General features: G+C 46.9%; 24 protein-coding genes. All 24 read left to right on the top strand.

The window, feature by feature from the left end:
* Positions 1-449: 449 nt before the first annotated feature.
* On the top strand, positions 450-1610 hold the full coding sequence (gene sucC / locus AM231_RS13315; protein WP_009594712.1) for an ADP-forming succinate--CoA ligase subunit beta: 1161 nt from the start codon (positions 450-452) through the stop codon (positions 1608-1610).
* Positions 1611-1706: 96 nt separating this feature from the next.
* The gene (gene sucD, locus AM231_RS13310) at positions 1707-2636 is read left to right on the top strand and encodes a succinate--CoA ligase subunit alpha (RefSeq protein ID WP_053492621.1); all 930 of its coding nucleotides are present in this window, start codon (positions 1707-1709) and stop codon (positions 2634-2636) included.
* Between the two features lie 131 nt (positions 2637-2767).
* The gene (gene dprA, locus AM231_RS13305; protein WP_054402969.1) at positions 2768-3943 is read left to right on the top strand and encodes a DNA-processing protein DprA; all 1176 of its coding nucleotides are present in this window, start codon (positions 2768-2770) and stop codon (positions 3941-3943) included.
* A 36-nt stretch (positions 3944-3979) separates the two neighbouring features.
* Positions 3980-6079 carry a type I DNA topoisomerase gene (gene topA, locus AM231_RS13300; RefSeq protein WP_054402968.1) on the top strand — a complete coding sequence of 700 codons (2100 nt, stop codon included), beginning with the start codon at positions 3980-3982 and terminating at the stop codon, positions 6077-6079.
* A 21-nt stretch (positions 6080-6100) separates the two neighbouring features.
* Complete coding sequence (trmFO, locus tag AM231_RS13295) at positions 6101-7435, top strand: FADH(2)-oxidizing methylenetetrahydrofolate--tRNA-(uracil(54)-C(5))-methyltransferase TrmFO (RefSeq protein ID WP_053492624.1); 1335 nt, start codon at positions 6101-6103, stop codon at positions 7433-7435.
* A 28-nt stretch (positions 7436-7463) separates the two neighbouring features.
* Positions 7464-8006, top strand: coding sequence for an ATP-dependent protease subunit HslV (hslV, locus tag AM231_RS13290; protein ID WP_053492625.1), 543 nt, complete (start codon positions 7464-7466; stop codon positions 8004-8006).
* Between the two features lie 48 nt (positions 8007-8054).
* On the top strand, positions 8055-9464 hold the full coding sequence (gene hslU / locus AM231_RS13285; protein WP_053492626.1) for an ATP-dependent protease ATPase subunit HslU: 1410 nt from the start codon (positions 8055-8057) through the stop codon (positions 9462-9464).
* A gap of 471 nt (positions 9465-9935) precedes the next feature.
* The gene (flgB, locus tag AM231_RS13280) at positions 9936-10343 is read left to right on the top strand and encodes a flagellar basal body rod protein FlgB (RefSeq protein ID WP_053492627.1); all 408 of its coding nucleotides are present in this window, start codon (positions 9936-9938) and stop codon (positions 10341-10343) included.
* A 5-nt stretch (positions 10344-10348) separates the two neighbouring features.
* Positions 10349-10798, top strand: a complete 450-nt coding sequence (flgC, locus tag AM231_RS13275) for a flagellar basal body rod protein FlgC (RefSeq protein WP_054402967.1) — start codon at positions 10349-10351, stop codon at positions 10796-10798.
* A gap of 42 nt (positions 10799-10840) precedes the next feature.
* Positions 10841-11149, top strand: coding sequence for a flagellar hook-basal body complex protein FliE (gene fliE / locus AM231_RS13270; RefSeq protein WP_053492629.1), 309 nt, complete (start codon positions 10841-10843; stop codon positions 11147-11149).
* Between the two features lie 34 nt (positions 11150-11183).
* Positions 11184-12764: a flagellar basal-body MS-ring/collar protein FliF gene (fliF, locus tag AM231_RS13265; RefSeq protein WP_053492630.1), complete on the top strand. Its 1581-nt coding sequence runs from the start codon at positions 11184-11186 to the stop codon at positions 12762-12764.
* Positions 12765-12774: 10 nt separating this feature from the next.
* Positions 12775-13791: a flagellar motor switch protein FliG gene (gene fliG, locus AM231_RS13260; RefSeq protein WP_053492631.1), complete on the top strand. Its 1017-nt coding sequence runs from the start codon at positions 12775-12777 to the stop codon at positions 13789-13791.
* On the top strand, positions 13784-14638 hold the full coding sequence (locus tag AM231_RS13255; RefSeq protein WP_054402966.1) for a FliH/SctL family protein: 855 nt from the start codon (positions 13784-13786) through the stop codon (positions 14636-14638). Before fliG ends, AM231_RS13255 begins: the two co-directional genes overlap by 8 nt.
* On the top strand, positions 14622-15941 hold the full coding sequence (gene fliI, locus AM231_RS13250; protein WP_054402965.1) for a flagellar protein export ATPase FliI: 1320 nt from the start codon (positions 14622-14624) through the stop codon (positions 15939-15941). Before AM231_RS13255 ends, fliI begins: the two co-directional genes overlap by 17 nt.
* A gap of 9 nt (positions 15942-15950) precedes the next feature.
* The gene (gene fliJ, locus AM231_RS13245) at positions 15951-16400 is read left to right on the top strand and encodes a flagellar export protein FliJ (RefSeq protein ID WP_053492634.1); all 450 of its coding nucleotides are present in this window, start codon (positions 15951-15953) and stop codon (positions 16398-16400) included.
* A 39-nt stretch (positions 16401-16439) separates the two neighbouring features.
* A complete protein-coding gene (locus AM231_RS13240) occupies positions 16440-17372 on the top strand; it encodes a MotE family protein (protein WP_082341705.1) in 933 nt (310 codons plus the stop codon).
* 49 nt (positions 17373-17421) lie between these two features.
* Positions 17422-18777, top strand: a complete 1356-nt coding sequence (locus AM231_RS13235; protein ID WP_054402964.1) for a flagellar hook-length control protein FliK — start codon at positions 17422-17424, stop codon at positions 18775-18777.
* A 21-nt stretch (positions 18778-18798) separates the two neighbouring features.
* A complete protein-coding gene (locus AM231_RS13230; protein WP_082341617.1) occupies positions 18799-19473 on the top strand; it encodes a flagellar hook capping FlgD N-terminal domain-containing protein in 675 nt (224 codons plus the stop codon).
* Positions 19470-19859 carry a TIGR02530 family flagellar biosynthesis protein gene (locus tag AM231_RS13225; RefSeq protein ID WP_053492637.1) on the top strand — a complete coding sequence of 130 codons (390 nt, stop codon included), beginning with the start codon at positions 19470-19472 and terminating at the stop codon, positions 19857-19859. Before AM231_RS13230 ends, AM231_RS13225 begins: the two co-directional genes overlap by 4 nt.
* A gap of 76 nt (positions 19860-19935) precedes the next feature.
* Positions 19936-20760, top strand: a complete 825-nt coding sequence (gene flgG, locus AM231_RS13220; RefSeq protein WP_053492638.1) for a flagellar basal body rod protein FlgG — start codon at positions 19936-19938, stop codon at positions 20758-20760.
* A 52-nt stretch (positions 20761-20812) separates the two neighbouring features.
* The gene (locus AM231_RS13215) at positions 20813-21037 is read left to right on the top strand and encodes a flagellar FlbD family protein (RefSeq protein ID WP_053492639.1); all 225 of its coding nucleotides are present in this window, start codon (positions 20813-20815) and stop codon (positions 21035-21037) included.
* Positions 21034-21498 carry a flagellar basal body-associated FliL family protein gene (locus tag AM231_RS13210; protein ID WP_053492640.1) on the top strand — a complete coding sequence of 155 codons (465 nt, stop codon included), beginning with the start codon at positions 21034-21036 and terminating at the stop codon, positions 21496-21498. Before AM231_RS13215 ends, AM231_RS13210 begins: the two co-directional genes overlap by 4 nt.
* A gap of 36 nt (positions 21499-21534) precedes the next feature.
* Positions 21535-22533, top strand: coding sequence for a flagellar motor switch protein FliM (gene fliM, locus AM231_RS13205; protein WP_053492641.1), 999 nt, complete (start codon positions 21535-21537; stop codon positions 22531-22533).
* Positions 22523-23788 carry a flagellar motor switch phosphatase FliY gene (gene fliY, locus AM231_RS13200; RefSeq protein ID WP_054402963.1) on the top strand — a complete coding sequence of 422 codons (1266 nt, stop codon included), beginning with the start codon at positions 22523-22525 and terminating at the stop codon, positions 23786-23788. The genes fliM and fliY overlap by 11 nt, the downstream gene beginning before the upstream one ends.
* Positions 23789-23800: the final 12 nt, after the last annotated feature.

The raw sequence follows: 23800 nt of genomic DNA, 5'->3' as shown, positions 1-23800 counted from the left end.
GATAGCAGATAAAGGATAAAGTGATTTGTTATATTAGATCGGCCGGAAACCTCACAGAAAAAGGGATATAATGGTATAATAGTAAATCATGTTCTTAATTCAATAGAAATAAGAGGAGGATGAAGATGGAAATATTATGGGAGAATATTATCATCACACTTGTTGCTGGAGTTGTGGGAATCGCCACTGTCGTCTTAGGGGCTATCGGCTTGGTTCGTTTAATCAATAAAAAATAGATTTTAATTACATATAATTCCAATTTATATCTGGAAGGAATCATACCGATGCTAAATAAGTTGGATAAACTGTGAACTTTTTAAGGTAAGCGTTTTAAAAACATGTTACAATAGCTTGGGTTTAATATATAAAGGTTGACAATGAGAACTTTTCATAGATTGGTTCCAAGTCAGCTAGCCTTGTTCCAGTCATGTTGATAGGAGGATTCGAGAATGAATATCCATGAATATCAAGGAAAACAAGTACTGAAGCAATATGGAGTCGCCGTTCCAAACGGCAAAGTAGCGTTTACGGTAGAAGAAGCTGTGGAAGCGGCACAATCTTTGGGAAGTCCCGTAACCGTTGTTAAGGCACAGATCCACGCAGGTGGACGTGGTAAAGCCGGCGGTGTTAAGGTGGCCAAGAACCTCGATGAGGTTCGTGCTTATGCCGAAGAAATTCTGGGCAAGGTGTTGGTGACTCACCAAACAGGCCCGGAAGGCAAGGAAGTCAAGCGTCTCCTTATTGAAGAGGGCTGCGATATCCGCAAAGAGTATTACATCGGTGTGGTCGTGGACCGTGCCACAGGCCGTGTCGTCATGATGGCGTCTGAAGAAGGCGGTACTGAAATCGAAGAGGTTGCAGCTGCAACTCCTGAGAAGATTTTCAAGGAAGTCGTTGATCCGGCGATCGGACTTCAAACATTCCAAGCACGGAAATTAGCATATTCGATCAATATCCCAAATGAATTGGTAGGTAAAGCTGTTCAGTTCATGCTGGCCTTGTATAAGGCATTCGTGGAGAAGGATTGCTCTATCGCCGAAATCAATCCGCTTGTCGTAACAGGTGACGGAAACGTCATGGCTCTTGATGCGAAACTAAACTTTGATTCCAATGCGTTGTTCCGTCATAAAGACATCCTTGAACTGCGCGACTTGGATGAAGAGGATGAGAAGGAAATCGAAGCATCCAAATACGACTTGAGTTACATAGCTCTCGATGGCAATATCGGCTGCATGGTTAACGGTGCCGGTCTTGCTATGGCTACGATGGATATCATCAAATATTACGGCGGCGACCCGGCTAACTTCCTTGATGTTGGGGGCGGTGCAACAACAGAGAAGGTAACAGAAGCCTTCAAGATTATTTTGTCCGATCCTCAGGTAAAAGGAATCTTCGTTAACATTTTCGGCGGTATTATGCGTTGTGACGTTATTGCTACCGGTGTTGTCGAAGCAGCGAAACAGCTGGGCTTAACACGTCCGCTTGTTGTACGTTTGGAAGGAACGAACGTGGACCTTGGCAAGCAAATTCTGGCTGAGTCGGGTCTGAACATCGTGCCTGCTGATTCCATGGCCGACGGAGCACAGAAGATCGTCTCCCTCGTTCAGTAATATTTCATTCCTGAAGAGGCATGGCACGATGAGTCATAGAGCTCTGCCGTGCGGTTGCTTTCATTTTCAAATAACAATAGGGGATGTGAATCAATCGTGAGTATTTTGATCGATAAGAATACAAAAGTTATCACACAAGGGATTACAGGCAAAACAGCCCTGTTCCATGCAAAAGGTGCCCTTGATTACGGTACACAAATGGTCGGCGGAACTTCACCCGGCAAAGGTGGAACTGAAGTAGAAATTACGCTGGAGAACGGCGATACCGTCAAATTGCCGGTTTACAATACCGTTGAGGAAGCGAAAGCCAAAACAGGTGCGACGGCAAGCGTTATTTATGTGCCGCCTGCTTTTGCAGCTGATTCCATTCTTGAAGCTATTGATGCTGAGATGGAACTGGTTATTTGCATCACGGAAGGCATCCCGGTACTGGATATGGTGAAAGTATCCCGTTATTTGGAAGGTAAAAAAACGCGTCTGATCGGGCCTAACTGTCCAGGTGTCATCACGCCGGGCGAATGTAAAATCGGCATTATGCCGGGCTACATCCACACGCCAGGACATGTCGGCGTTGTATCCCGCAGTGGTACCCTGACTTATGAGGCTGTTCACCAGCTAACAGCCCGCGGCATCGGTCAATCCTCTGCCGTTGGAATCGGCGGGGACCCGGTCAAAGGGATGGAGTTTATCGATGTCTTGAAACTGTTTAATGAAGATCCGAATACCAAAGCGGTTATCATGATTGGTGAAATCGGCGGTACAGCTGAAGAAGAAGCGGCGGAGTGGATCAAAGCGAACATGACCAAGCCGGTCGTGGGCTTCATTGGCGGTGCAACGGCGCCTCCAGGGAAACGTATGGGCCATGCGGGTGCCATTATTTCAGGTGGTAAAGGTACGGCCAAGGAAAAAATCTCCGTACTTGAAGCTTGTGGCATCAAAGTAGCTCCTACGCCAGCTGAAATGGGATCAACCCTGGTAAGCGTGCTTGAAGAGAAAGGCCTTCTGGAGTCATGTACGACTCACTAAGGCTTTCATTGTAGTGCGATAACAGGCTTAATCCATGAATATAACTTAAGGTAGGCAACCTTTTATTTCCATCCAAGGGAATAAAGGGTTGCTTTTTTGTTGTTGATTTTATATTTTAAGGAGGTCACCTTATGAAGATAGACAATATTCTGCTGATTGCGTTGCACGAAAGTGAAGGTATTGGATGGAAGACAATCAACCGGATTATGATGACCGGTGGGCTGCATGAAGGCCTGCTGTTGTATGATATGAATGATTGGAGGGCTCTTGGCTTATCTGTCGAAAGAGCAAATAAGTTGACGAGGAACTTCCCTTTACTTGTCGAGAAGAAAAGTGTCGAACTGTCGAATGAGAAAGAATACAGGCACCCAGCGAAATCAGAAGGTAACTGGAAATTGACAAATCGCGCGAAAGTCCGTATTATAACAGCCCTTGATAAAGTCTATCCTGATACATTAAGATCATCGCCCCAAGCCCCTTGGGTATTGTACTGCATTGGTGACCTCCAGCTGCTAGAGTTGCCGGGGATTGCCATGGTTGGCACAAGGGTGCCAACGGCTTACGGTAGGAAGATTGCTGCCATGCTAGCGGAAGAACTGGCACAGTCAGGGCTTGCAGTCGTTAGCGGAATGGCCAAAGGCATTGATAGTGTAGTTCATGAGACCGCTTTGCGAAGCGGCGGGAAGACCTTGGCGGTACTTGGAGCTGGAATCGATGTCATATACCCACCGGAGAACCGATCGCTATATGAAGAAATCGCTGCTAAAGGACTGATCATTTCCGAGTATCCGCCTGGTACAAATGCGCTGCCTGGATTCTTTCCGCAAAGAAACCGGATCATTGCAGGACTTACGCTGGGTACTGTGGTGGTTGAAGCGGACGCCCGGAGCGGCTCATTAATCACAACGGATCTGGCCTTGGAGGCTGGAAGGGACGTGTTTTCCGTGCCGGGGCCTATTACTTCCCCGAAGAGCAGAGGGACTCTTGACCTCATTAAGCAAGGCGCCAAGATGGTAACAGAAGCAAGGGATATAATAGAAGAATATGATTCATGGTTGCCAAAGAGGGCTTCGGATACATACAATAAGGAGCGGCGGGTTCCTCGTCAAGAGCATCCGGATCATATTGTCGGGTTGACAAATGATGAACGGCAAATATACCATATGCTCGAACAGGGGCACGGTTCGCTTGATGAGATGATCGAGCGTACCCAGTGGGATTTTGGACATTTGCATTCAGTTCTGTTATCTTTAATCATAAAAAAGCAGATTACCCAATTACCCGGTGCTATATATAAGGTCATATAATGGGAAAGTTTGAATGTTGGAGAGGAGGATGAACCTGTGGCGGATTCACTCGTCATCGTAGAGTCGCCTGCTAAGGCGAAAACGATTGGCAAATATCTCGGCAGCAAGTATATCGTGAAGGCTTCGATGGGTCATGTTCGCGATTTGCCGAAGAGCCAGATCGGGGTTGAGGTGGAAAATGACTTCAATCCGAAATACATTACGATCCGCGGAAAAGGTTCTGTCTTAAAGGAACTTAAGGATGCTAGCAAAAAGGTGAAAAAAGTGTACCTCGCAGCTGACCCTGATCGCGAAGGGGAAGCTATTGCATGGCATCTTGCGCATGCGCTGGAGCTGGATAATACTCAAAGCCTGCGGGTTGTATTTAATGAAATAACAAAAACGGCTGTGAAGGATGCCTTCAAGACGCCGCGCAAAATCAACATGGATCTCGTAAATGCGCAGCAAGCCAGACGTATCCTGGACCGTTTGGTTGGTTACAAGATTAGTCCACTATTATGGAAGAAAGTGAAAAAGGGTCTCTCCGCTGGCCGTGTTCAATCGGTAGCTGTGAAGATTATTCTCGATCGTGAGAACGAGATCAGCGCTTTTATACCAGAAGAATATTGGACCATCACAGCCAAGCTGGCCGTAAACGGTTCTGCATTTGAAGCCAAGTTCACCCAGTTGAATGGCGCGAAGAAGGAACTGACGAATGAAGAGGAAGTCAATGAAATTCTCGAATTGATCAAGGATGCTGCCTTTCAGGTTGGCGAGGTCAAAGAACGAGAACGTCAGCGGCACCCTTCACCGCCATTCACGACGAGTTCCTTGCAGCAGGAAGCTGCGCGCAAGCTTGGTTTCCGTGCTGCCAAGACCATGTCGGTCGCGCAGCAATTATACGAGGGTGTCGAGCTTGGCAAGGAAGGCACTGTAGGTTTAATCACCTATATGCGTACCGATTCCACCCGTATTTCCGGTACAGCGCAAGAGGAAGCAAAAGGATACATTACAGAGAAGTACGGAGATCCGTTCGTGCCGGAGAGTCCAAGACAATATTCGAAAAAAGCAGCCAATGCGCAAGATGCGCATGAAGCGATTCGCCCGACTTCCGTAATGAGAGATCCTGAATCTGTGAAGCCGTATATGAGTCGTGACCAGCTTCGCCTGTACAAACTGGTTTGGGAACGGTTTGTGGCGAGCCAGATGTCCTCAGCTGTACTGGATACACTTTCCGTGGATACCACAGCTGGTAAGACGGTTTTCCGGGCGACAGGTTCGAAGGTTCGTTTTCCAGGATTCATGAAAGTCTACGTCGAAGGCAACGATGACGGAACGACAGAGGAAGACAAGTACCTGCCAGAGCTTCATACGGGTGACATCCTTGAGAAGAAGGAGATCGAACCGAAGCAGCACTTTACGCAGCCGCCTCCGCGGTATACGGAAGCGCGTCTTGTTCGGACTCTGGAGGAACTCGGAATTGGGCGTCCTAGTACGTATGCACCTACGCTGGAGACCATCCAGAAAAGAGGCTACGTTGCCATCGAAGAGAAGAAGTTCATGCCAACCGAGCTAGGGGAGCTTGTCATCGAACAGATGGAGCAGTTTTTCCCGGAGATTCTTAACGTTGAATTTACGGCAAACATGGAAGAGGATCTGGACCATGTGGAGGAAGGCTCTGAAGATTGGGTCAAAGTATTGGCAGAGTTCTATGAATCTTTTGAGAAGCGGCTTGAAGTAGCAGAAGAAGAAATGAAGGAAATTGAAATTGAAGATGAGGTTTCCGACGAGATCTGCGAAAAATGTGGCAAGCACTTGGTTTATAAACTGGGACGTTTCGGCAAATTTCTTGCATGCTCAGGATTTCCGGAATGCCGAAATACGAAGCCGATCATAAAAGATATAGGGGTGGCTTGCCCGAAATGCAAGGAAGGGCATGTCGTGGAACGCCGCAGCAAGAAGGGGCGCGTCTTCTTTGGGTGTGATCGTTATCCTGAATGTGACTTTGTATCATGGGATAAACCGTCAACGAAGCCGTGTCCAAACTGCAGCAGTTTAATGGTAGAGAAAAAAAGCAAGCAAGGTATCAAGCTCCAATGTACTTCTTGTGATTATTCCGAGATGGTCGAGGAACAGGACGAAACAGCAGATTTGTAAGGCATACAGGGGGTAAAGACATTGACTGAATCACAATCACAGCGGGTTACGGTTATCGGGGCAGGTCTTGCGGGCAGTGAAGCTGCCTGGCAGATTGCGAGCCATGGCGTACCCGTTACACTATATGAGATGCGACCGGTTGTAAAAACACCGGCGCATCATACGGACAAGTTCGCAGAGCTTGTATGCAGTAATTCGCTTCGGGCGAACGGCTTGACGAATGCCGTTGGTGTATTGAAGGAAGAGATGCGGATGTTGAATTCACTCGTCATCGGATCTGCAGACCGCAATGCCGTTCCGGCGGGCGGGGCACTAGCCGTTGATCGTGACGGTTTTTCTGGGGAGATAACGGAAACACTGCACCAACATCCATTAATTGAGGTTGTAAATGAGGAAATCCAGCATATACCTGAAGAAGGCATTGTTGTCATTGCTACAGGTCCGCTGACTTCTCCGGCATTATCTGCACAAATCCGTGAGCTGATGGGCGAGGATTATTTCTATTTTTACGATGCAGCTGCACCGATCGTGGAAAAGGATTCCATCGATATGAGCAAGGTTTATCTTGCCTCGCGGTACGATAAGGGTGAAGCCGCTTATCTGAATTGCCCTATGACGGAAGAAGAGTTTGACGCCTTCTATGATGCCCTTATTCATGCAGAAGTCGCAGAACTCAAAGAATTCGAGAAGGAGATTTATTTCGAAGGCTGCATGCCGATCGAGATTATGATGCAGCGTGGCAAGCAAACAGCGTTGTTTGGCCCGATGAAGCCCGTAGGACTAGTGAACCCGCATACAGGCAAGCTGCCTCATGCAGTCGTGCAGCTCCGTCAAGATAACGCAGCAGGAACACTTTATAACCTTGTCGGATTCCAGACTCATTTGAAGTGGGGCGAGCAGAAACGGATCATTTCTATGATTCCTGGTCTTGAGAACGCTGAAATTGTTCGTTATGGTGTCATGCACCGCAATACGTTTGTTAATTCACCGAGATTGCTGGAACAGACCTATCAAGTGAAAACCCGGCCTAATCTATATCTAGCAGGGCAAATGACCGGCGTTGAGGGTTATGTCGAATCCGCGGCCTCTGGACTGATAGCCGGCATCAATGCGGCACGCGCGGCTCTTGGACAGGAGGGCATCGTCTTCCCACAAGAATCCGCCATCGGAAGCATGGCTTACTACATAACCCATGCTGATCCTGAGAACTTCCAGCCGATGAATGCGAACTTTGGACTTCTGCCAAGCCTGGAGAAACGGATTCGCAACAAGAAGGAGAAGAATGAAGCGCTCGCTAACCGAGCTCTTGATAGAGTGAGAGTATTTATAAGCGATAATGAACTGAATACAATCTAAACTTATTTTCTCAGGGAGGTCTTGCATCATGGAAATGACTTTTCATGCCACTACGATATGTGCAGTTCGGCATAATGGCCAAGCAGCCATTGCTGGTGATGGACAGGTCACATTCGGGGAGAGTGTAGTCATGAAGCAGACCGCCAAGAAAGTGCGCCGTCTTTACCGGGGACAAGTTGTCGCCGGTTTTGCCGGTTCTGTGGCGGATGCAATTACGTTATTTGAAAAATTCGAAGGCAAGCTGGAGGAGCATCATGGCAACTTGCAGCGGGCTGCTGTCGAACTGGCAAAGGATTGGCGCCAAGATCGAGTCCTGCGCAAACTTGAAGCCTTGATGATTGTAATGGATAAGACAGGTATGCTGCTGATTTCCGGCGGCGGAGAAATCATTGAGCCGGATGATGATGTGCTGGCCATTGGTTCAGGCGGCAATTTTGCCTTGTCAGCAGGTCGTGCGCTGAAGCGTCATGCCGGGCACATGGAAGCGAAGGACATAGCCAGAGAAGCGCTCCAGATTGCTTCTGAGGTTTGTGTTTATACGAATAGCAATATAATAGTAGAAGAACTGTAAGAATGCCCTGCAGCAAAATAAGCCATATCAGAGTTGGAGGTATTCGCGATGAGTAGAGAATCGATGACGCCTAGACAAATCGTATCCGAGCTGGATAAGTACATTGTAGGCCAGAAAGAAGCCAAGAAGTCCGTAGCGGTAGCACTTCGGAACCGCTATCGCCGAAGTTTGCTGACGGATGACGAGCGTGATGAAATCGTACCCAAGAACATTCTGATGATCGGTCCTACGGGTGTCGGTAAGACGGAGATTGCAAGAAGGCTTGCCAAGCTGGTCCATGCTCCATTTGTGAAGGTGGAAGCGACGAAGTTTACCGAGGTTGGCTATGTGGGACGTGATGTAGAATCCATGGTGCGCGACCTGGTAGAGACCGCTATACGGATGGTAAAGCTGGAGCGTACAGAGAAGGTAAAGGATAAAGCTGAGGAAATGGCGAACGAGCGGATCGTTCAGTTGTTGGCACCTTCAGCCAAAGGACAGAAGAGTCAGCGTAATCCTTTTGAAATGCTGTTTGGCGGCGCCAACAATGATTCTAGCCGAGAAGATGATGAAGATGCGGGCGAGAAGGATGCCAGCCTCAAAGAGAAACGGAGACAGGTGCGTTTTAATTTGCTGGCAGGCAAGCTTGAAGATGACATGATCGAGATTGATGTTGAGGATGCTGCTCCGAACATGTTTGATATGTTTGCTGGTCAGGGCAATGATCAGATGGGAATGAACATGCAGGAGATGTTTGGCAACTTGATGCCAAAACGAACGAAGCGCCGTAAGTTGTCCGTCAAGGAAGCGAGAAAAGTGCTCATCCAAGAGGAAGCGGGCAAACTGATTGATATGGACGATGTGATTCAGGAGTCCATTTCTCGTGCTGAGCAATCCGGTATTATTTTTATTGATGAGATCGATAAGGTTGCCAGCCAGGGACGCCAATCGGGGCCGGATGTATCCAGGGAAGGCGTACAGCGTGATATATTGCCAATTGTGGAAGGTTCTACGATTATGACGAAATATGGACCTGTCAAAACAGACTTTGTCTTGTTTATTGCCGCAGGAGCTTTTCATATTGCGAAGCCGTCAGATTTGATTCCTGAGCTCCAGGGCCGCTTTCCAATTCGGGTAGAGCTGAGCAGCTTGTCGCTGGATGATTTTGTATCCATTCTGACCGAGCCCAAAAATGCGCTTACCAAGCAGTACGTCAATCTGCTGCGTACGGAAGATCTCGAGGTAGAATTTTCACCTGAGGCCATTCGCGAGATTGCCCAGATCGCGGCATCGGTTAATCAGAATACGGAGAATATCGGTGCACGAAGACTTCATACGATATTAGAGAAGCTGCTCGAAGACCTGTCCTTTGAGGCGCCGGAACTAACTTTGGAGCGTATGGTGATTACGCCGCAGTATGTGAAGGAGAAGCTCTCAGGCATTGCCCAAGACCGGGACCTGAGTCAATATATTCTGTAGTGGCCTGCATATAACAGGCGGATAGGTCTATCTGCACGGTAGGCGAAAGAGGATAATTGTCGAGAGGTGCGAACAATTTCCGGGAGCATATTGTCGAATTACTTTCACATCTTGGGAAAAATCGGGCAGGGTTTCGCAAATTCCTAGTGTGCCATGGGTCGCACCAGGACCTATACATTGGATGAAATCGAGTAAATTTTACAGAATTAGTGGTATGATTTGCAATAATATAGAAAAAAACCGAATAAAAATGGATATAAAGCCCTTCTTTTTGGTAAAAGATAGGGCTTTTTTCTTATTGTAAAAAGTCCCAAACTTTAAGAAACTTAGTTTATGTGACATCATGTTGTCTTTTTCTACTTAAGACCTAGGTTAGTACGTACGGATTATATCATTTGTCGAAAAAAGAGGATTTTGCTAGGAAGAGTGGAATATCTTTTCTTGCATAGTCTAGTCAGGAGGAATGAGCTAGTGAATCTGTTGAATAACAGTTCTTTTCAACGGCTTCAAAGCGGTTTGGATGCTGCGAATCTCAGAAACAATGTGATTGCAAACAATATCGCCAACGTGGATACTCCTCATTTTAAAAGATCCGAGGTATCCTTTGAGAGTCTTCTGAAACAAGAAATGGATGGGGCTCAGCTTTCGCTTCGGGGAAGAAGAACGGATCCTAGACATTTTGTTATTGGTCCAATGGGGAAAATTCCTGAGGCTTCGATTATGAAGGATGGCAATAGTTCCATGAATAACAACGATAATAATGTCGATGCAGATAGGGAGATGTCGCTTCTAGCAGAGAATCAGCTTCGTTATAACTCATACATACAAGCTGTAAACGAGCAGATTCGAATGATGCGTACAGCTGTTGAAGGGAGATAAAAATAATGAATATTAGCAATAGCTTCAGCATTAATGCATCAGCCCTCACTGCACAGCGGCTTCGAATGGATGTCATCTCTTCCAATATCGCCAATGCAGAAACTACCCGTGCTCGGATTGAGAACGGTCAGGCTGTTCCTTATCGCCGCAAGACCGTTGTATTTCAACCGCAGCAGGAATCATTTGAAGGACTTCTTAGAGCCCAGATGAACGGTCAGACGGCAGGGCGAGGGGTAAAGGTGGCAGAGATACGGGAGGATCAGGCTCCGTTAAAACAGGTATATAACCCCACGCATCCTGATGCGAACACGGAAGGTTATGTTCTTATGCCTAACGTGGATATAACCAAAGAAATGGTAGATATGCTTGCAGCTACCCGTTCTTATGAAGCTAACGTTACAGCGATCAACGCTTCAAAAGCCATGCTCATGAAGGCTTTGGAGATTGGAAGATAATAGAGAAATTACATAGCGGGTACTATTTTAGGAGGTAGAGTTATGATTCAAAATGCTATGTTCAGCGTCCAGGGCATACAGCCACTTCAAGTGCAGGAGCAAGTAAAAAATGGAGCGACTCCTTCCGAATCGATCCGCGATTTTGGTTCTTACTTGAGTGAAGCATTAAACTCTGTTGCGGCACAGGAACAGAACGCTCATATGATGAGTGACAAGTTAATGATTGGACAAGTAAACGTAGATCAGGCGATGATATCCGCCCAACAGGCTCTGTTGAGTATTCAACTCACGACACAGGTCCGAAACAAAGTGGTAGAAGCCTATCAAGAGATCATGCGCACGCAAATCTAATTGTTTCTAGCAAAGTTTCGGATGGGGTGACAATGTGAACGAGAGAATGATCCAATACCGGGAAAAAATCACCCAATATTGGAACCAGTTCAGCAATAAGCAAAAAATTATGTTAATCGCTACTGTAGCATTCGTACTGATTGCTCTAATCGTATTAACGATGCAATTCTCTAAGACGAAATACGATGTAGCATTTAGAGATTTGAACTCCAGTGACGCTGCAGGGATCATTAACCACTTGGAGACCCAAGGTATTCCTTATAAATTAAGCGATGATGGAAGAAGCATCCTGGTGCCAAGCACGAACGCAGCAAGGGTTCAGATTGATGTGGGCTCTCAAGGGCTTGTACAGAACGGTACAATTGGGTTCGAGACCTTTGAGCAGAATGCTTCAGCTATCGGAATGACTGATAAAGAATTCGAAGTAAAATATGTAAATGCACTCAATGGGGAAGTTGAACGACTGCTCGAAAAGATGCAGGGTGTACAAGATGCAACGGTTCTATTAAACCTTCCCAAAGAAAGTGTGTTTGCAAAAAACGGAAACGAAGATCAAGCTACTGCTTCCGTAGTTGTGCAATTTAAACCAGGCTATCGTCCTAATCAAGAGGTCATCGATGGATACTATAACCTCGTGAAGACAGCGATTCCCAATCTGCCAATTGAGAATATTACGATTACCAATGACGAGGTCGAGTTAATTGCTACGGCTAAAGGCGGTCAAGGCGGACTACTTGGCAAGGTTGAAGAAAACTTCGCCCTTCAAAAAAAGTTTGACAACGAAGTCAGACAAAATGTACAGCAATTCCTCTCACAATACATGGGTTCCAATAAAGTCAATGTTCTCGTTGTTTCCAAGCTGAACTTCGATCAGATGCAAAGCAAGGAAAATATCGTGACCCCTGTAGATGAGGAAGAAATGAAGGGAATCGAGCTCAGTGTTCAGGAAATTCAGAAGAACTATTCAGGAACTGGCACTCCTTCCGGTGGCGTTGCCGGAGTAGGCGAAGAGGCCGTTCCGGGATATCCAAGCGATTCTGGAAGTGGTGAGACTAATTCGGAAGAGCTATCCAAAACAGTCAACTACGAGGTAAACCGAATCACGAGGGATATAATCGCAAGTCCATACACTGTTAAAGATTTAACCATTAATGTCTCGGTTGAACCACCCGCTGGACAACAAAGTATAGATGACGCTACAAGAACGGCTATACAGAACATTCTAGTAAACATCGTAAGAGCGTCGCTTTCGGATTCTGATACTACTTATACAGACGCTGATCTGTCCAAAAAAGTTTCGGTAATTTCGCAAGTATTTAATGTGGATACCGATGAAAAACCTAAAACTGTATTTTCACAGCCCGTTTTATGGGGGATTGGGATAGCGGCATTGGCATTGATTGCCGGAGGAGCCTTTTTCTTCATCCGCAAACGGAGACAGCAGCAGGAAGAGTATGAAGATGACATTGAGCTTCCGCCTGTGACGGAATTCCCATCGATTAATCTCGAGAGTGTGACCAATGAAAGCCAGGTTCGTAAACAACTCGAAACCTTGGCGAAGAAAAAGCCAGATGAATTCGTGAATTTACTTCGCACATGGCTAGCTGAGGAATAGAGGTGGAAGCGTGGCTAAGGGAAATAACCAAATGTTAAGCGGACGTCAGAAAGCGGCTATACTGCTCATTACGCTTGGCCCTGAAGTGTCTGCTCAAATATTTAAACATCTCCGGGATGAAGAGATTGAACAATTAACGCTGGAGATTGCGAATGTTCGCAAAGTCGACAGCGAAGAAAAAGATAGCATTATTCAGGAGTTCCATCAGATTTGTCTGGCCCAAGAGTACATCTCGCAAGGCGGTATCAATTACGCTAAAGAAATTCTCGAAAAGGCGCTTGGACAGCAAAAAGCAATGGAAGTGATCAATAGGCTGACGGCAACGCTTCAAGTAAGGCCGTTTGACTTTGCTCGCAAAGCTGACCCGAGCCAAATCTTGAACTTTATTCAGAATGAGAATGCACAAACTATTGCGCTCGTCTTATCCTATCTCCAATACGAGCAGGCATCCGCAATTCTATCATCGCTTCCGCAAGAGAAGCAGGCCGAAGTGGCTCGTAGGGTCGCAGTCATGGACAGTACTTCACCGGAAGTCATCGCCCAGGTGGAACGCGTGCTCGAACAGAAACTGTCGGCGACGGTTACACAGGATTACACTAGTGCCGGCGGCATTGAATCCATCGTTCAAATTCTGAACGGCGTCGACCGCGGCACGGAACGCACGATACTCGACTCGCTTGAGATCCAAGATCCGGAGCTCGCCGAAGAAATCAAAAAGCGGATGTTCGTATTCGAAGATATCGTCAATGTGGACAATCGTTCGATTCAGCGCATTATCCGCGATGTCGAGAATGCCGATTTGCAGCTTGCGCTCAAGGTGGCAAGCGAAGAAGTACGGGATGTTATTTTCCGCAATATGTCCAAGCGTATGGCTGAAACCTTCCGTGAGGAAATGGAGTATATGGGCCCGGTGCGGCTGCGTGATGTGGAGGAAGCTCAAACTCGGATTGTGAGCACGATCCGAAGACTCGAAGAAGCGGGCGAGGTCATTATCGCACGTGGCGGAGGAGATGACATCATTGTCTAACTTGATCAAATCGTCCCACTATAAATCAATGGATGTGTTGAAAGAGTTGGATCTTGCACGCCGTTATGCTTCACCAACCGAGGAGATGGAGGAGGAATACATTCCACCGGCTGCCGAGCCGGCTGCCATCCAGACACTGGCTGAAGCAGAACGCCTAAAGGCTGAAATTTTACAGGATGCACAGGAATTCGCTGAAAGACAAATTCGGGAGGCTTCGGAAGAGGCGGAACGTCTGCTGACAGAAGCCAAACAACAGATTGAAGCATGGTGGACAGAACAAAGGCTTCAGGACGAGGACCTGGCAGAAACGCTCAAGATGGAGGGATACAGCCAGGGATACGCTGAAGGTTCAGCTAAGGCAGAGCTTGAGATGAAGGAATTGATGGAACAAGCGACGCACCAAGCTAGCGAGTTACTTCAACTGGCTCATCAAACTAAGGAAGATCTGATACAAGAAGCAGAACCGTTCTTGGTAGAGCTAAGCTGCAATATAGCTGAGAAAATATTGGATCACCAGCTTGCCATAGAGCCAGAGTTTACGCTGGAGCTGATTCGGAAGAATCTTTCACGCAAAAGGGAAAAGGGAACTATCTCCCTCTGTGTTGCACCTGAGCAATTCGAATTTGTAAATGCGGCCCGAGAAGAGCTTGGATTATCGATCGACTCTCAGGCAGAGCTTCAAATTCTGCCGGATTCTACAGTGAAGGATCGCGGCTGCGTTATCCGGTCATCGTTCGGAAGCGTAGACGCCCGAATCGATACACAGCTTTCGGAGATCAAGAAAGAACTGGTGCGGTTCGCCCTGGATGACGAGGAGCGGAGAAATCACGATGAAGAAGCTGAATAGCGCACGGTATTTGGATTATCTGAAACATATAGACCCGGTTCGCATCAATGGCAAGGTGACGCAGGTTATTGGACTGATGGTTGAATCCGAGGGGCCGGATGCCAGCATAGGCGATGTGTGCTACATCTATCCCACGAAGCAATCCGCGCCGCTCAAAGCAGAGGTCGTCGGTTTCAGAGACAATAAAGTGCTGCTAATGCCGCTTGGCGAGCTTCACTCCATCGGCCCAGGTTGCGATGTAGTCGGAACAGGCAAACCGCTTAGCGTACAGGTGGGGTCGGAACTGCTTGGTAAAGTGTTGGACGGATTGGGACAACCACTAGATGGATCAATCATTCCTGCACGAATGCCGCATTACTCCACCCACAACATACCGCAAAACCCGCTCAATCGGCCGCGGGTCCAAGAACCGATCAGTATTGGCGTTCGAGCGATTGACGGCTTGCTCTCCATCGGTAAAGGCCAGCGGGTTGGCATATTCGCTGGATCTGGTGTCGGTAAGAGCACCTTGATGGGGATGATTGCCCGGAATACTTCAGCGGATGTCAATGTGATTGCGTTGATCGGGGAACGTGGTCGAGAAGTGTTGGACTTCATAGAGCGAGACTTGGGTCCTGAAGGATTGAAGCGGTCTGTTGTGATTGTTGCTACTTCAGATCAACCCGCTCTTATCCGTATTAAGGGAGCATTGATCGCCACGACTATTGCCGAGTATTTCAGGGACCGTGGTTTAAATGTGATGCTGATGATGGATTCGGTTACCCGGTATGCAATGGCTCAGCGTGAAGTGGGGCTCGCTGTGGGGGAACCACCAGCCATGCGCGGTTATACTCCATCGGTATTTGCAAGTCTTCCCAAACTGTTGGAACGTGCAGGAACAGGGCCGACAGGCTCGATTACCGCTTTTTACACCGTATTGGTTGACGGAGACGACATGAATGAACCGATCGCCGATGCGGTCAGGGGGATTCTGGATGGACACATCGTTTTGAATCGGAATATTGCGAACAAGGGACATTTTCCAGCGATTGATGTGCTGGCCAGCATCAGTCGGGTCATGAAGGATATTTCTCCAGAGGATCAAATTGATGCTTCCGAGAATGTGAAACGACTCATGGCCATTTACAAGGATTCAGAAGATTTGATTAATATAGGGGCTTATCAAGAGGGCTCCAATGCCGATATTGATGAATCGATAGAATATATCGGGCGGATATGGGATTTTACGAAGCAAAAGGTGAATGAGAAGACCACATTGGATGAGGTCCAGAAACGTTTGATTTCCGAGTTTTCAAGGAGATGACTTTGAAAAATGAAATTTCAATATGCATTCCAGAAAATCGTAGACCTGAAGAGCACTGAAAAGACGCAGGCCGAATGGATGCTCTCAAGCGCGATTGGGCATCTGCAGGCGGAAGAGAAGAGTCTGAATGAGCTGTACGAGATGAGGGACCAAATGTATCACGCTCAGCAGGAAGCCGCATCAAGATGCGTCCCGATTTCTGAGATCCGCAATATTCAGGTATACGCAGAACATCTGGAAGAATGCATTGAGCGAAAAAGGGATGATATACGGCTCGCTCATGTCAATGTGACGAAGAAGAAAAAAGTGTTGTCCGACAAAATGCTAGATGAAAAGGTTTGGCTCAAAGCAAGAGATAAATCCCAAGAAAAGTTCCGGCATGAAAGTCTCCTTCGGGAACAAAACGAGCTGGACGAAATGGCGACGGTACGTTTTGCGATCAATGCCCGCTTAGGTTAGGAAACATCGACATCGGTGGGTTATGACCGCGAAGGAGGAATGAATGTGGCAAGAAAAGAAACGCCGCTAGAGAAGGAAGAATCCGGTGGAGGATTTGAACGAGTATTACTGATATTAATACCTGCAATATTCACGATTGTTTTGCTAGGAGCCCTTGCTGTATTTTTTAGAGCCGATGTTCGCGATGGTCTGATTGATGTGGCCAACAAAATCCCGATTGTCAAGAATTGGGTTCCGGATCCAGTGCTGACACCGGAAGAGCAGAAGCTGAAGAAAGCGAAGCAGCAGGAAGAAAGCGCAGAGGCTACAATTGTTGAGCTTAAGAAGCAGCTAGCCGAAAGTGAAGAAACATTAAATGAAGTAACTGAGCAAAAAGCAACCCAGGAAAAAAAAGTAAAAGAGCTGGAAACTCAAGTTGAGACGATGCAAAGTACAGCCCAAAGCAATGAGATAGAAGAGGAAGATGCATACACCAAGCAGATTCGTGAATTGTCCAAGCTCTATGCAGATATGAGTCCAAGCAAAGCAGCGCCTATCATGCAGAATCTTACGCAGGAAGAAATGGTGCTTATGCTCAGCCAGATGAAGAGCGGCAACCGGGTGGCCATCCTTCAGAAGATGGATCCAAAGGTAGCAGCAGACGTTACGATGAAGCTGAAGGATGCTGAAACTTCCGAAAATATGGCGATAGCGGCGCTGCAATCCAGACTTAAGAAGAATGAAGTAGCTGAAGCCGAGAAGAAGACATCCAATAACTTGGATAAGAATCAGCTGAATCAGACCTTTGCAGGAATGACTCCGAGTAATGCTGCCGATCTGCTGATGCAAACTTATAAGATTAGTCCTGCCAAGACCATGACTATTCTCAATACGGTGGATGACGCTACACGTTCACGCATTTTAAATGCGATGTCCTCGAAAGACGCGGAGCTGGCAGCGAAGATATTGAATCGCCTGATGGGGTCTAAATAAGCTCCGGTAATGAATCTCCACCCTCGAGGAAAGGAGGTGAAATAAGACGATGACAATGACCGTACAAAACATGACTCCTTCTGTGAGCAGCTCTTCAGCAAGCGGGAAGACAAGCGCTGCTGGTCAAACGGTAGCCGGTGCTACTTTCGATTCAGCTTTGGCTTACCAGATGAACAGCGGCGGGAGTAGTACTACAATCATTCCAACGGAAGTTGCTGCAAAGCTGGTGTCCATGATTGCGCAGCAATCGACGGAAATCGATGAGTCGCTCGATGGCTTGATGGAACTGGTCCAAGGTATATTGCAGGAGCTTGATACCATGGACCAGGCACTGATTGAGGATCCAGCCTTGCTTCAGGAGATTCAAAGTTGGCTGGCTCAAGCTAACATCCTTTTAAGCGAAGCTGTCCCCCAACCTCAAGGAGACATAATCGAAAATGAGATGCCGCTGCTAGCCTCCAGTTCGGAAACCATTCGCTTTGTCGTGCAGGATACGATCAGTCAACTGGCTTCCGCGTTATCGAAATCCGGACAGGTAGATTCCAATACAGAGGCTGCTGTCAAACAGCTTGTTCAATCGTTCCACACCCTGCTGGGTCAAGGAGCAACGGTGGGAGAGGGGAGAGCTGACTCGAAGTTCAGCAGCATGTTAAACCGCCAGCAACCCGAAGTGACTCAGCAGTCTACAGGCACCACTAATGCTGCCAGCCAAACAGCTCAAACAGCTCCATCGGAAACAACAGGATCGGCGAATGCCAAAGGGACGTTATTGACAGCTACTAGCATTGATAGTGCCTTACCAGAGTCTGGGATGAATGAAGGGGATGCATTATTGGGACAAGGAACGGTTACTGCCGGTCAGCTTGCCCTGCGTTCAGGAACGCAAGTAACAGTAAAACCTGCTGCTCCGCCCGTACCAGTTGAGAACTTTTCCAACGAAATGACTACGTTCATTATTAATAAGATGGAAATTGTGAAACAAACGGGATTTACCGAAGCGAGAATCTCTCTGAATCCGGAGCATTTGGGTCAAGTCGACATCAAGCTTACGATGCAGAATGGTCAGTTGATCGCACAGTTTATGACGAGATCCACTGATGCCAAAGAACTGATCGACCAGCAGATGGCGCATCTCCGAAGCGCTTTACATGCACAGGGACTTCAGGTAGAGAGAATTGAAGTCACGCAGAGCAGCCAGGCATCAAATGCTAACCTGTATCAGGATGGAGGTCGTCAGCCGGGTTCAGGACAACAGCAGTCACAGCAGCGTTCTAAGGAGAAAGATCGACCTTCCGAGGATGCCATACTGGCTGCAAACTTGACTGAAGAGTTGAACGATTGGATTGATGAGCATCAAATTGATGACGAGCAAGTACAAGCAGGAACATTTACCGCTAAAGCTTAACCGTGAGGAGGTGAGGAATAAATGGCAACAAATCCGGTTTCTACGAGTAATATGTGGCCCAATTATTCTAAAGGGAACGTTAGTAACAAAAGCGGTAATGGTCAGGAACTCGGGAAGGATCAATTCTTGAGCATATTGATTACACAACTTCGAAATCAGGATCCGCTTCAACCGATGCAGGACCGGGAGTTTATAGCTCAAATGGCACAGTTTACTTCCTTGGAGCAGCTGATGAATATTAATACTCAATTAACCGCCATGAGCCAATCCCTAGGCGCGGCCTCGAGTTTGATCGGTAAGCAGATCAGCTGGATGTCCACACCGGAGGATGGATCGGAGACGATCATGAAGAGCGGTGTTGTTGAATCCATCATTGTTCGTGAAGGCATTCATTATGCACAGGTTGGCGGCAGTGAGGTAGCTCTCGATGAGATTTTGAAGATTGAGAACGCAGTAATCGAGAAGGATACTGAAGTTCCTTATCCGAAACCTGCTGAACCAACAAGTGATCCAAATTCAGCAGTGACAGAAACTGGCGAAGATCCAGAAGCAGTGAATCCGAACCCGAATCCAACTAAGCCAGAGACAAGCAATCCGGATGTGACAGTTCCTGAAACCGAACCCGAACCCGAAACTGATACTGAAAATGAAGATCCAGGTCAAGTGGAGGATGGATTTGGGGGAACCGAGTCATGAGCGATCGCATGATGATTGGACATTTATACCCAGGGAAAATACACCCTACCGCATTTCATAATGAACGAAAATCAGCGCAGGCACAATCCAATCCATCCCATGGCAAGTTTCAGGAAATTTTAAATGAAAATCTCCTTAAAATCAGCAATCATGCTGCGAAGAGGCTGGAGCAGCGGGGAATTGAGTTAAAGGCTGACCAGCTCACGCAAATCCAGAATGCGGTGGATAAAGCAGCTGCGAAGGGAAGTAAGGAATCGCTTATTTTGTTGGAAAATATGGCATTGATTGTGAATATCCCGAATCGAACCGTAGTTACAGCAATGGACGGTACAGCAATGAAGGATAATGTATTCACGCAAATCGATAGCGCAGTTATTATTTCATAACATCTGGCTGGCCCGTGAGGAAGCCAGGCGGCCGCTGATCGACAGAAGCGGTCCAAAATTAAAAGGAGGAATATGGATGTTAAGATCTATGTATTCTGGTATTTCCGGGATGAGAGGTTTCCAAACCAAACTTGACGTCATTGGTAATAACATTGCCAACGTTAACACGATCGGGTTTAAGTCAGGGCGCGTAATGTTCAAAGATATCCTTAGTCAGACGATGTCCGGAGTTACTCCCGGAACTGACGACCCATCTGGTGGAGTGAATGCCAAGCAGATCGGTCTTGGAGTATCCATCGGTTCGATTGATACATTGCACACACCAGGCAGCGCTATGACTACGAATAATCCTACAGATCTGAGAATTGACGGAGACGGTTTCTTCTTGGTAAAGCTGAGCGAGGATCAAGAGGTAGCTTTTTTGACCCGTGCAGGTGATTTCCATGTCGACGTGGCCCGCAATCTGGTTACATCTGATGGGATGCTCGTTCTTGATTCAAACGGCGATCCGATCCAGCTGGATGATGACGTAACCGCGTTTACCATCGCCCAGAATGGCGCCATCATTCAGAAGATGAGTGACGGAACGACCGAAGAGGGAGCGATTATCGGTGTGGCCAAAATCCCGAATCCGGAAGGTCTCGAGAAAATAGGCGGCAATATGTACCGTGTGACATTGAATGCTGTCCCTGATGGCGATCTGGATGCCGTCATGTTTGAAGCAAATGATGCTGAAGCAGGTACGGGTGCGATCATTGCAGGTCAGCTCGAAATGTCTAACGTTGACCTGACTAGCGAATTTTCAGAAATGATTGTTGCTCAGCGCGGATTCCAGGCTAACTCGCGGATTATCACAACTTCGGACGAAGTGCTTCAAGAAGTTGTCAATCTGAAACGATAAGGATGGATAGGGAGGGGGACATCTCCTCCCTAATTATACAAGGAGGCTATCCATGATATCGGTAACGAGGTTAAATGGTTCGCAATTGTGGCTTAATGCGCTGTTAATCGAATTGGTTGAGGAGACTCCTGATACCTATATTACTTTGATTAATGGAAAACGAATGATTGTGCTAGAAAGTGCAAATGAAGTCATTTCTTCCATTAAGGCGTATCATCACGAGGTAGGCGTTCATCAAGCCACCATTAAAGTGCAGCAATGGGAGGAACCTTCATGAAAAAGATGTTACCCTGGTTAATTACGATTCTGTTATCGATTACGCTGATTGTAGTAGCCATCGTCCTGCTGTCGGACAAGTTTCTAGGCGATAATAGCAAGAATCAGGCTACGGCTAATGCAGCGGTAGTAGCCAAATTATCCGCCAACGAAATAGTTTCGATGTCATCAGAAATAACCAGTATCAAGACGAATCTTGCTGATCCTTACCATATTGCTTCTATGGCCTTTGCATTTCAGTTAAATGATAAAAAAGCGAAGGAAGAATTCGACAAGATCAAAGAGATCAAGATTCGGCCGATTATTATCAAGACTTTGGCTGATACCAAACCCGAATTGCTAAATGACTCCAAAGGGCGCGAACAGTTTATTGCCAAACTGCAGAATTTGATCAATAAGTCGTTAACGTCTGGACAATTAATTCAAATTGATATTACGGATATTTTGATCGCAGAAATTTAGACTGTTCGTTGGATGACCTGTAAGGGGGGTGAGTAGATGGTTGATGTTTTATCGCAGAATGAGATCGATGCCTTGTTGGCCGCTCTCTCTTCAGGGGAAATGGATGCTGAAGAACTGAAAAAAGAGGAAACGCAGAAGAAAATTCGCTCCTATGATTTTAAAAGGGCACTTCGGTTTTCCAAAGATCATATCCGGAGTTTAACCCGAATCCATGAAAACTTTGCACGCTATTTAACAACATATTTTTCAGCACAGTTGCGTACTTTCGTGCAAATCAATGTCGTGCAGGTTGAGCAGCTTCCATATGATGAATTTATTCGTTCTATACCCAAAATGACCGTTCTTAATATCTTTGAGGCGGAACCCCTTGTTGGCCGCATGGTGCTTGAGGTTCACCCGAACATCGCCTACGCGATGCTGGATCGTTTATTGGGGGGAACCGGAATTGCTCCTTCTTCCATCAACTCGATGACCGAGATCGAAACGATTATCTTGGAGCGAATATTCAGCAGGGCATTTGATAGCTTGCAGGAAGCATGGAAAACGGTTCTGGATATTTCGCCGCGTCTTGAAGCCATGGAAACCAATCCGCAATTTATGCAGATTGTTTCCCCGAACGAGACTATAGCGCTAATATCGCTTAGCACCAAAATCGGTGATAACACGGGTATGATCAATCTTTGTATTCCTCATGTTGTACTTGAGCCGATTATGTCCAAACTATCGGCGCACCAATGGTTTATCTCGGAGAAAAAAGCAAGCGTTCCGGAAGAAGTCGAGGCTCTCAAACAGCGGGTCAGTAAAGCCAAGCTCCCGATTGTTGCCGAGCTCGGTGTGTCACAGCTTACCGTATCCGAATTCTTAGGCCTGAACATTGGTGACGTTATTTCATTAAACAAGCCGATGCATGATGGACTCTCCATTAAGGTTGGAGATAAATTGAAGTTTATAGGCAGTCCCGGAACGATAAAAGACCGGGTTGCTGTACAAATCGATGAAATTGTCATCGAAGGAGCTGAAGAATTTGACGAGTAAAGATTATTTATCCCAGGAAGAAATCGACGCTTTGCTAAAACAGTCGGAAATGGCATCACCATCAATTCCTTCGGCGGCGACTGTCGATGATGTACTAACACCTCTTGAGCAGGATGCACTCGGCGAGATCGGTAACATTACCTTTGGCAGTGCTGCAACCGCTCTGTCTACCTTACTGGGCAAAAAAGTAGATATTACCACACCTAAAGTGTCGATCATTACACGAAGCAAGTTTGAGGAAGAATTTCCGAAACCGCATGTAGCGGTACATGTTACCTATGTGGACGGATTTGAAGGGATTAATTCGCTCGTCATTAAAACAAGGGATGCCCAAGTGATTGCAGATTTGATGTTAGGCGGAGAGGGCAATCCAGCAGAAGAGGAATTGAACGAAATTCATGTCAGTGCCGTTCAGGAAGCTATGAACCAGATGATGGGATCTTCAGCGACGAGCATGTCCACGATCTTTAACCGATTTGTCAATATATCGCCTCCGGGCATTGATATTTTGAACATGGAGAGCGGAGAAGGAGTTAATAACCTCCCGCAGGATGAAACATTAATCAAGATTTCATTCCGACTCATTATCGGTGATCTTATCGATTCAACGATTATGCAGCTGCTGCCTGTCAAATTTTCGAAGGAAATGGTTCACATGCTGATTAACGGTACGGATGAGCCGGAGCCAGCCCAGCAGGAAGCGGCACCAGCTGTCGAAGCACCGAATCATAAGGAAGAACCCGTTCAAGCGCCTAGCAACCCTGTGATTGGGAACGATATGGGCCATGGATATGATAGCGGACAAGGCCAGGGTCAGCCAATGCAAGGATATGGAGAACCTGTCCCTCAAATGCCGCATGGTCAGCCGCAGGCGCCTTATCAAGCGCCTTACCAGGCACAGCCACAGCAATATGGCACCATGCCCAATCGCAATGTCAATGTTCAACCCGTGCAGTTCGCTAATCTGCAATCTGCGCCATACACCCAGGTGGATGAAAACAATCTGAACTTACTGATGGACATTCCCCTTAAAGTCACCGTAGAATTAGGGAGGACCCAGAAGCAAATTAAGGATATCTTGGAAATGTCTCAAGGTTCGATCATCGAGTTGGACAAACTGGCCGGAGAGCCTGTAGATATCCTTGTCAATCATAAGCTGATTGCCAAAGGAGAGGTCGTCGTCATCGATGAGAACTTTGGTGTACGCGTGACAGATATCGTGAGCCAATGGGACCGGATACAAAAATTACAATAGCACATACATTTT

The sequence above is a fragment of the Paenibacillus solani genome, from assembly GCF_001277345.1.
Classification (GTDB): Bacteria; Bacillota; Bacilli; order Paenibacillales; family Paenibacillaceae; genus Paenibacillus_AQ; species Paenibacillus_AQ solani.
The sequence above is the reverse complement of the archived record's forward strand: the minus strand, read 5'-3'. Positions and strand labels throughout refer to the sequence as shown.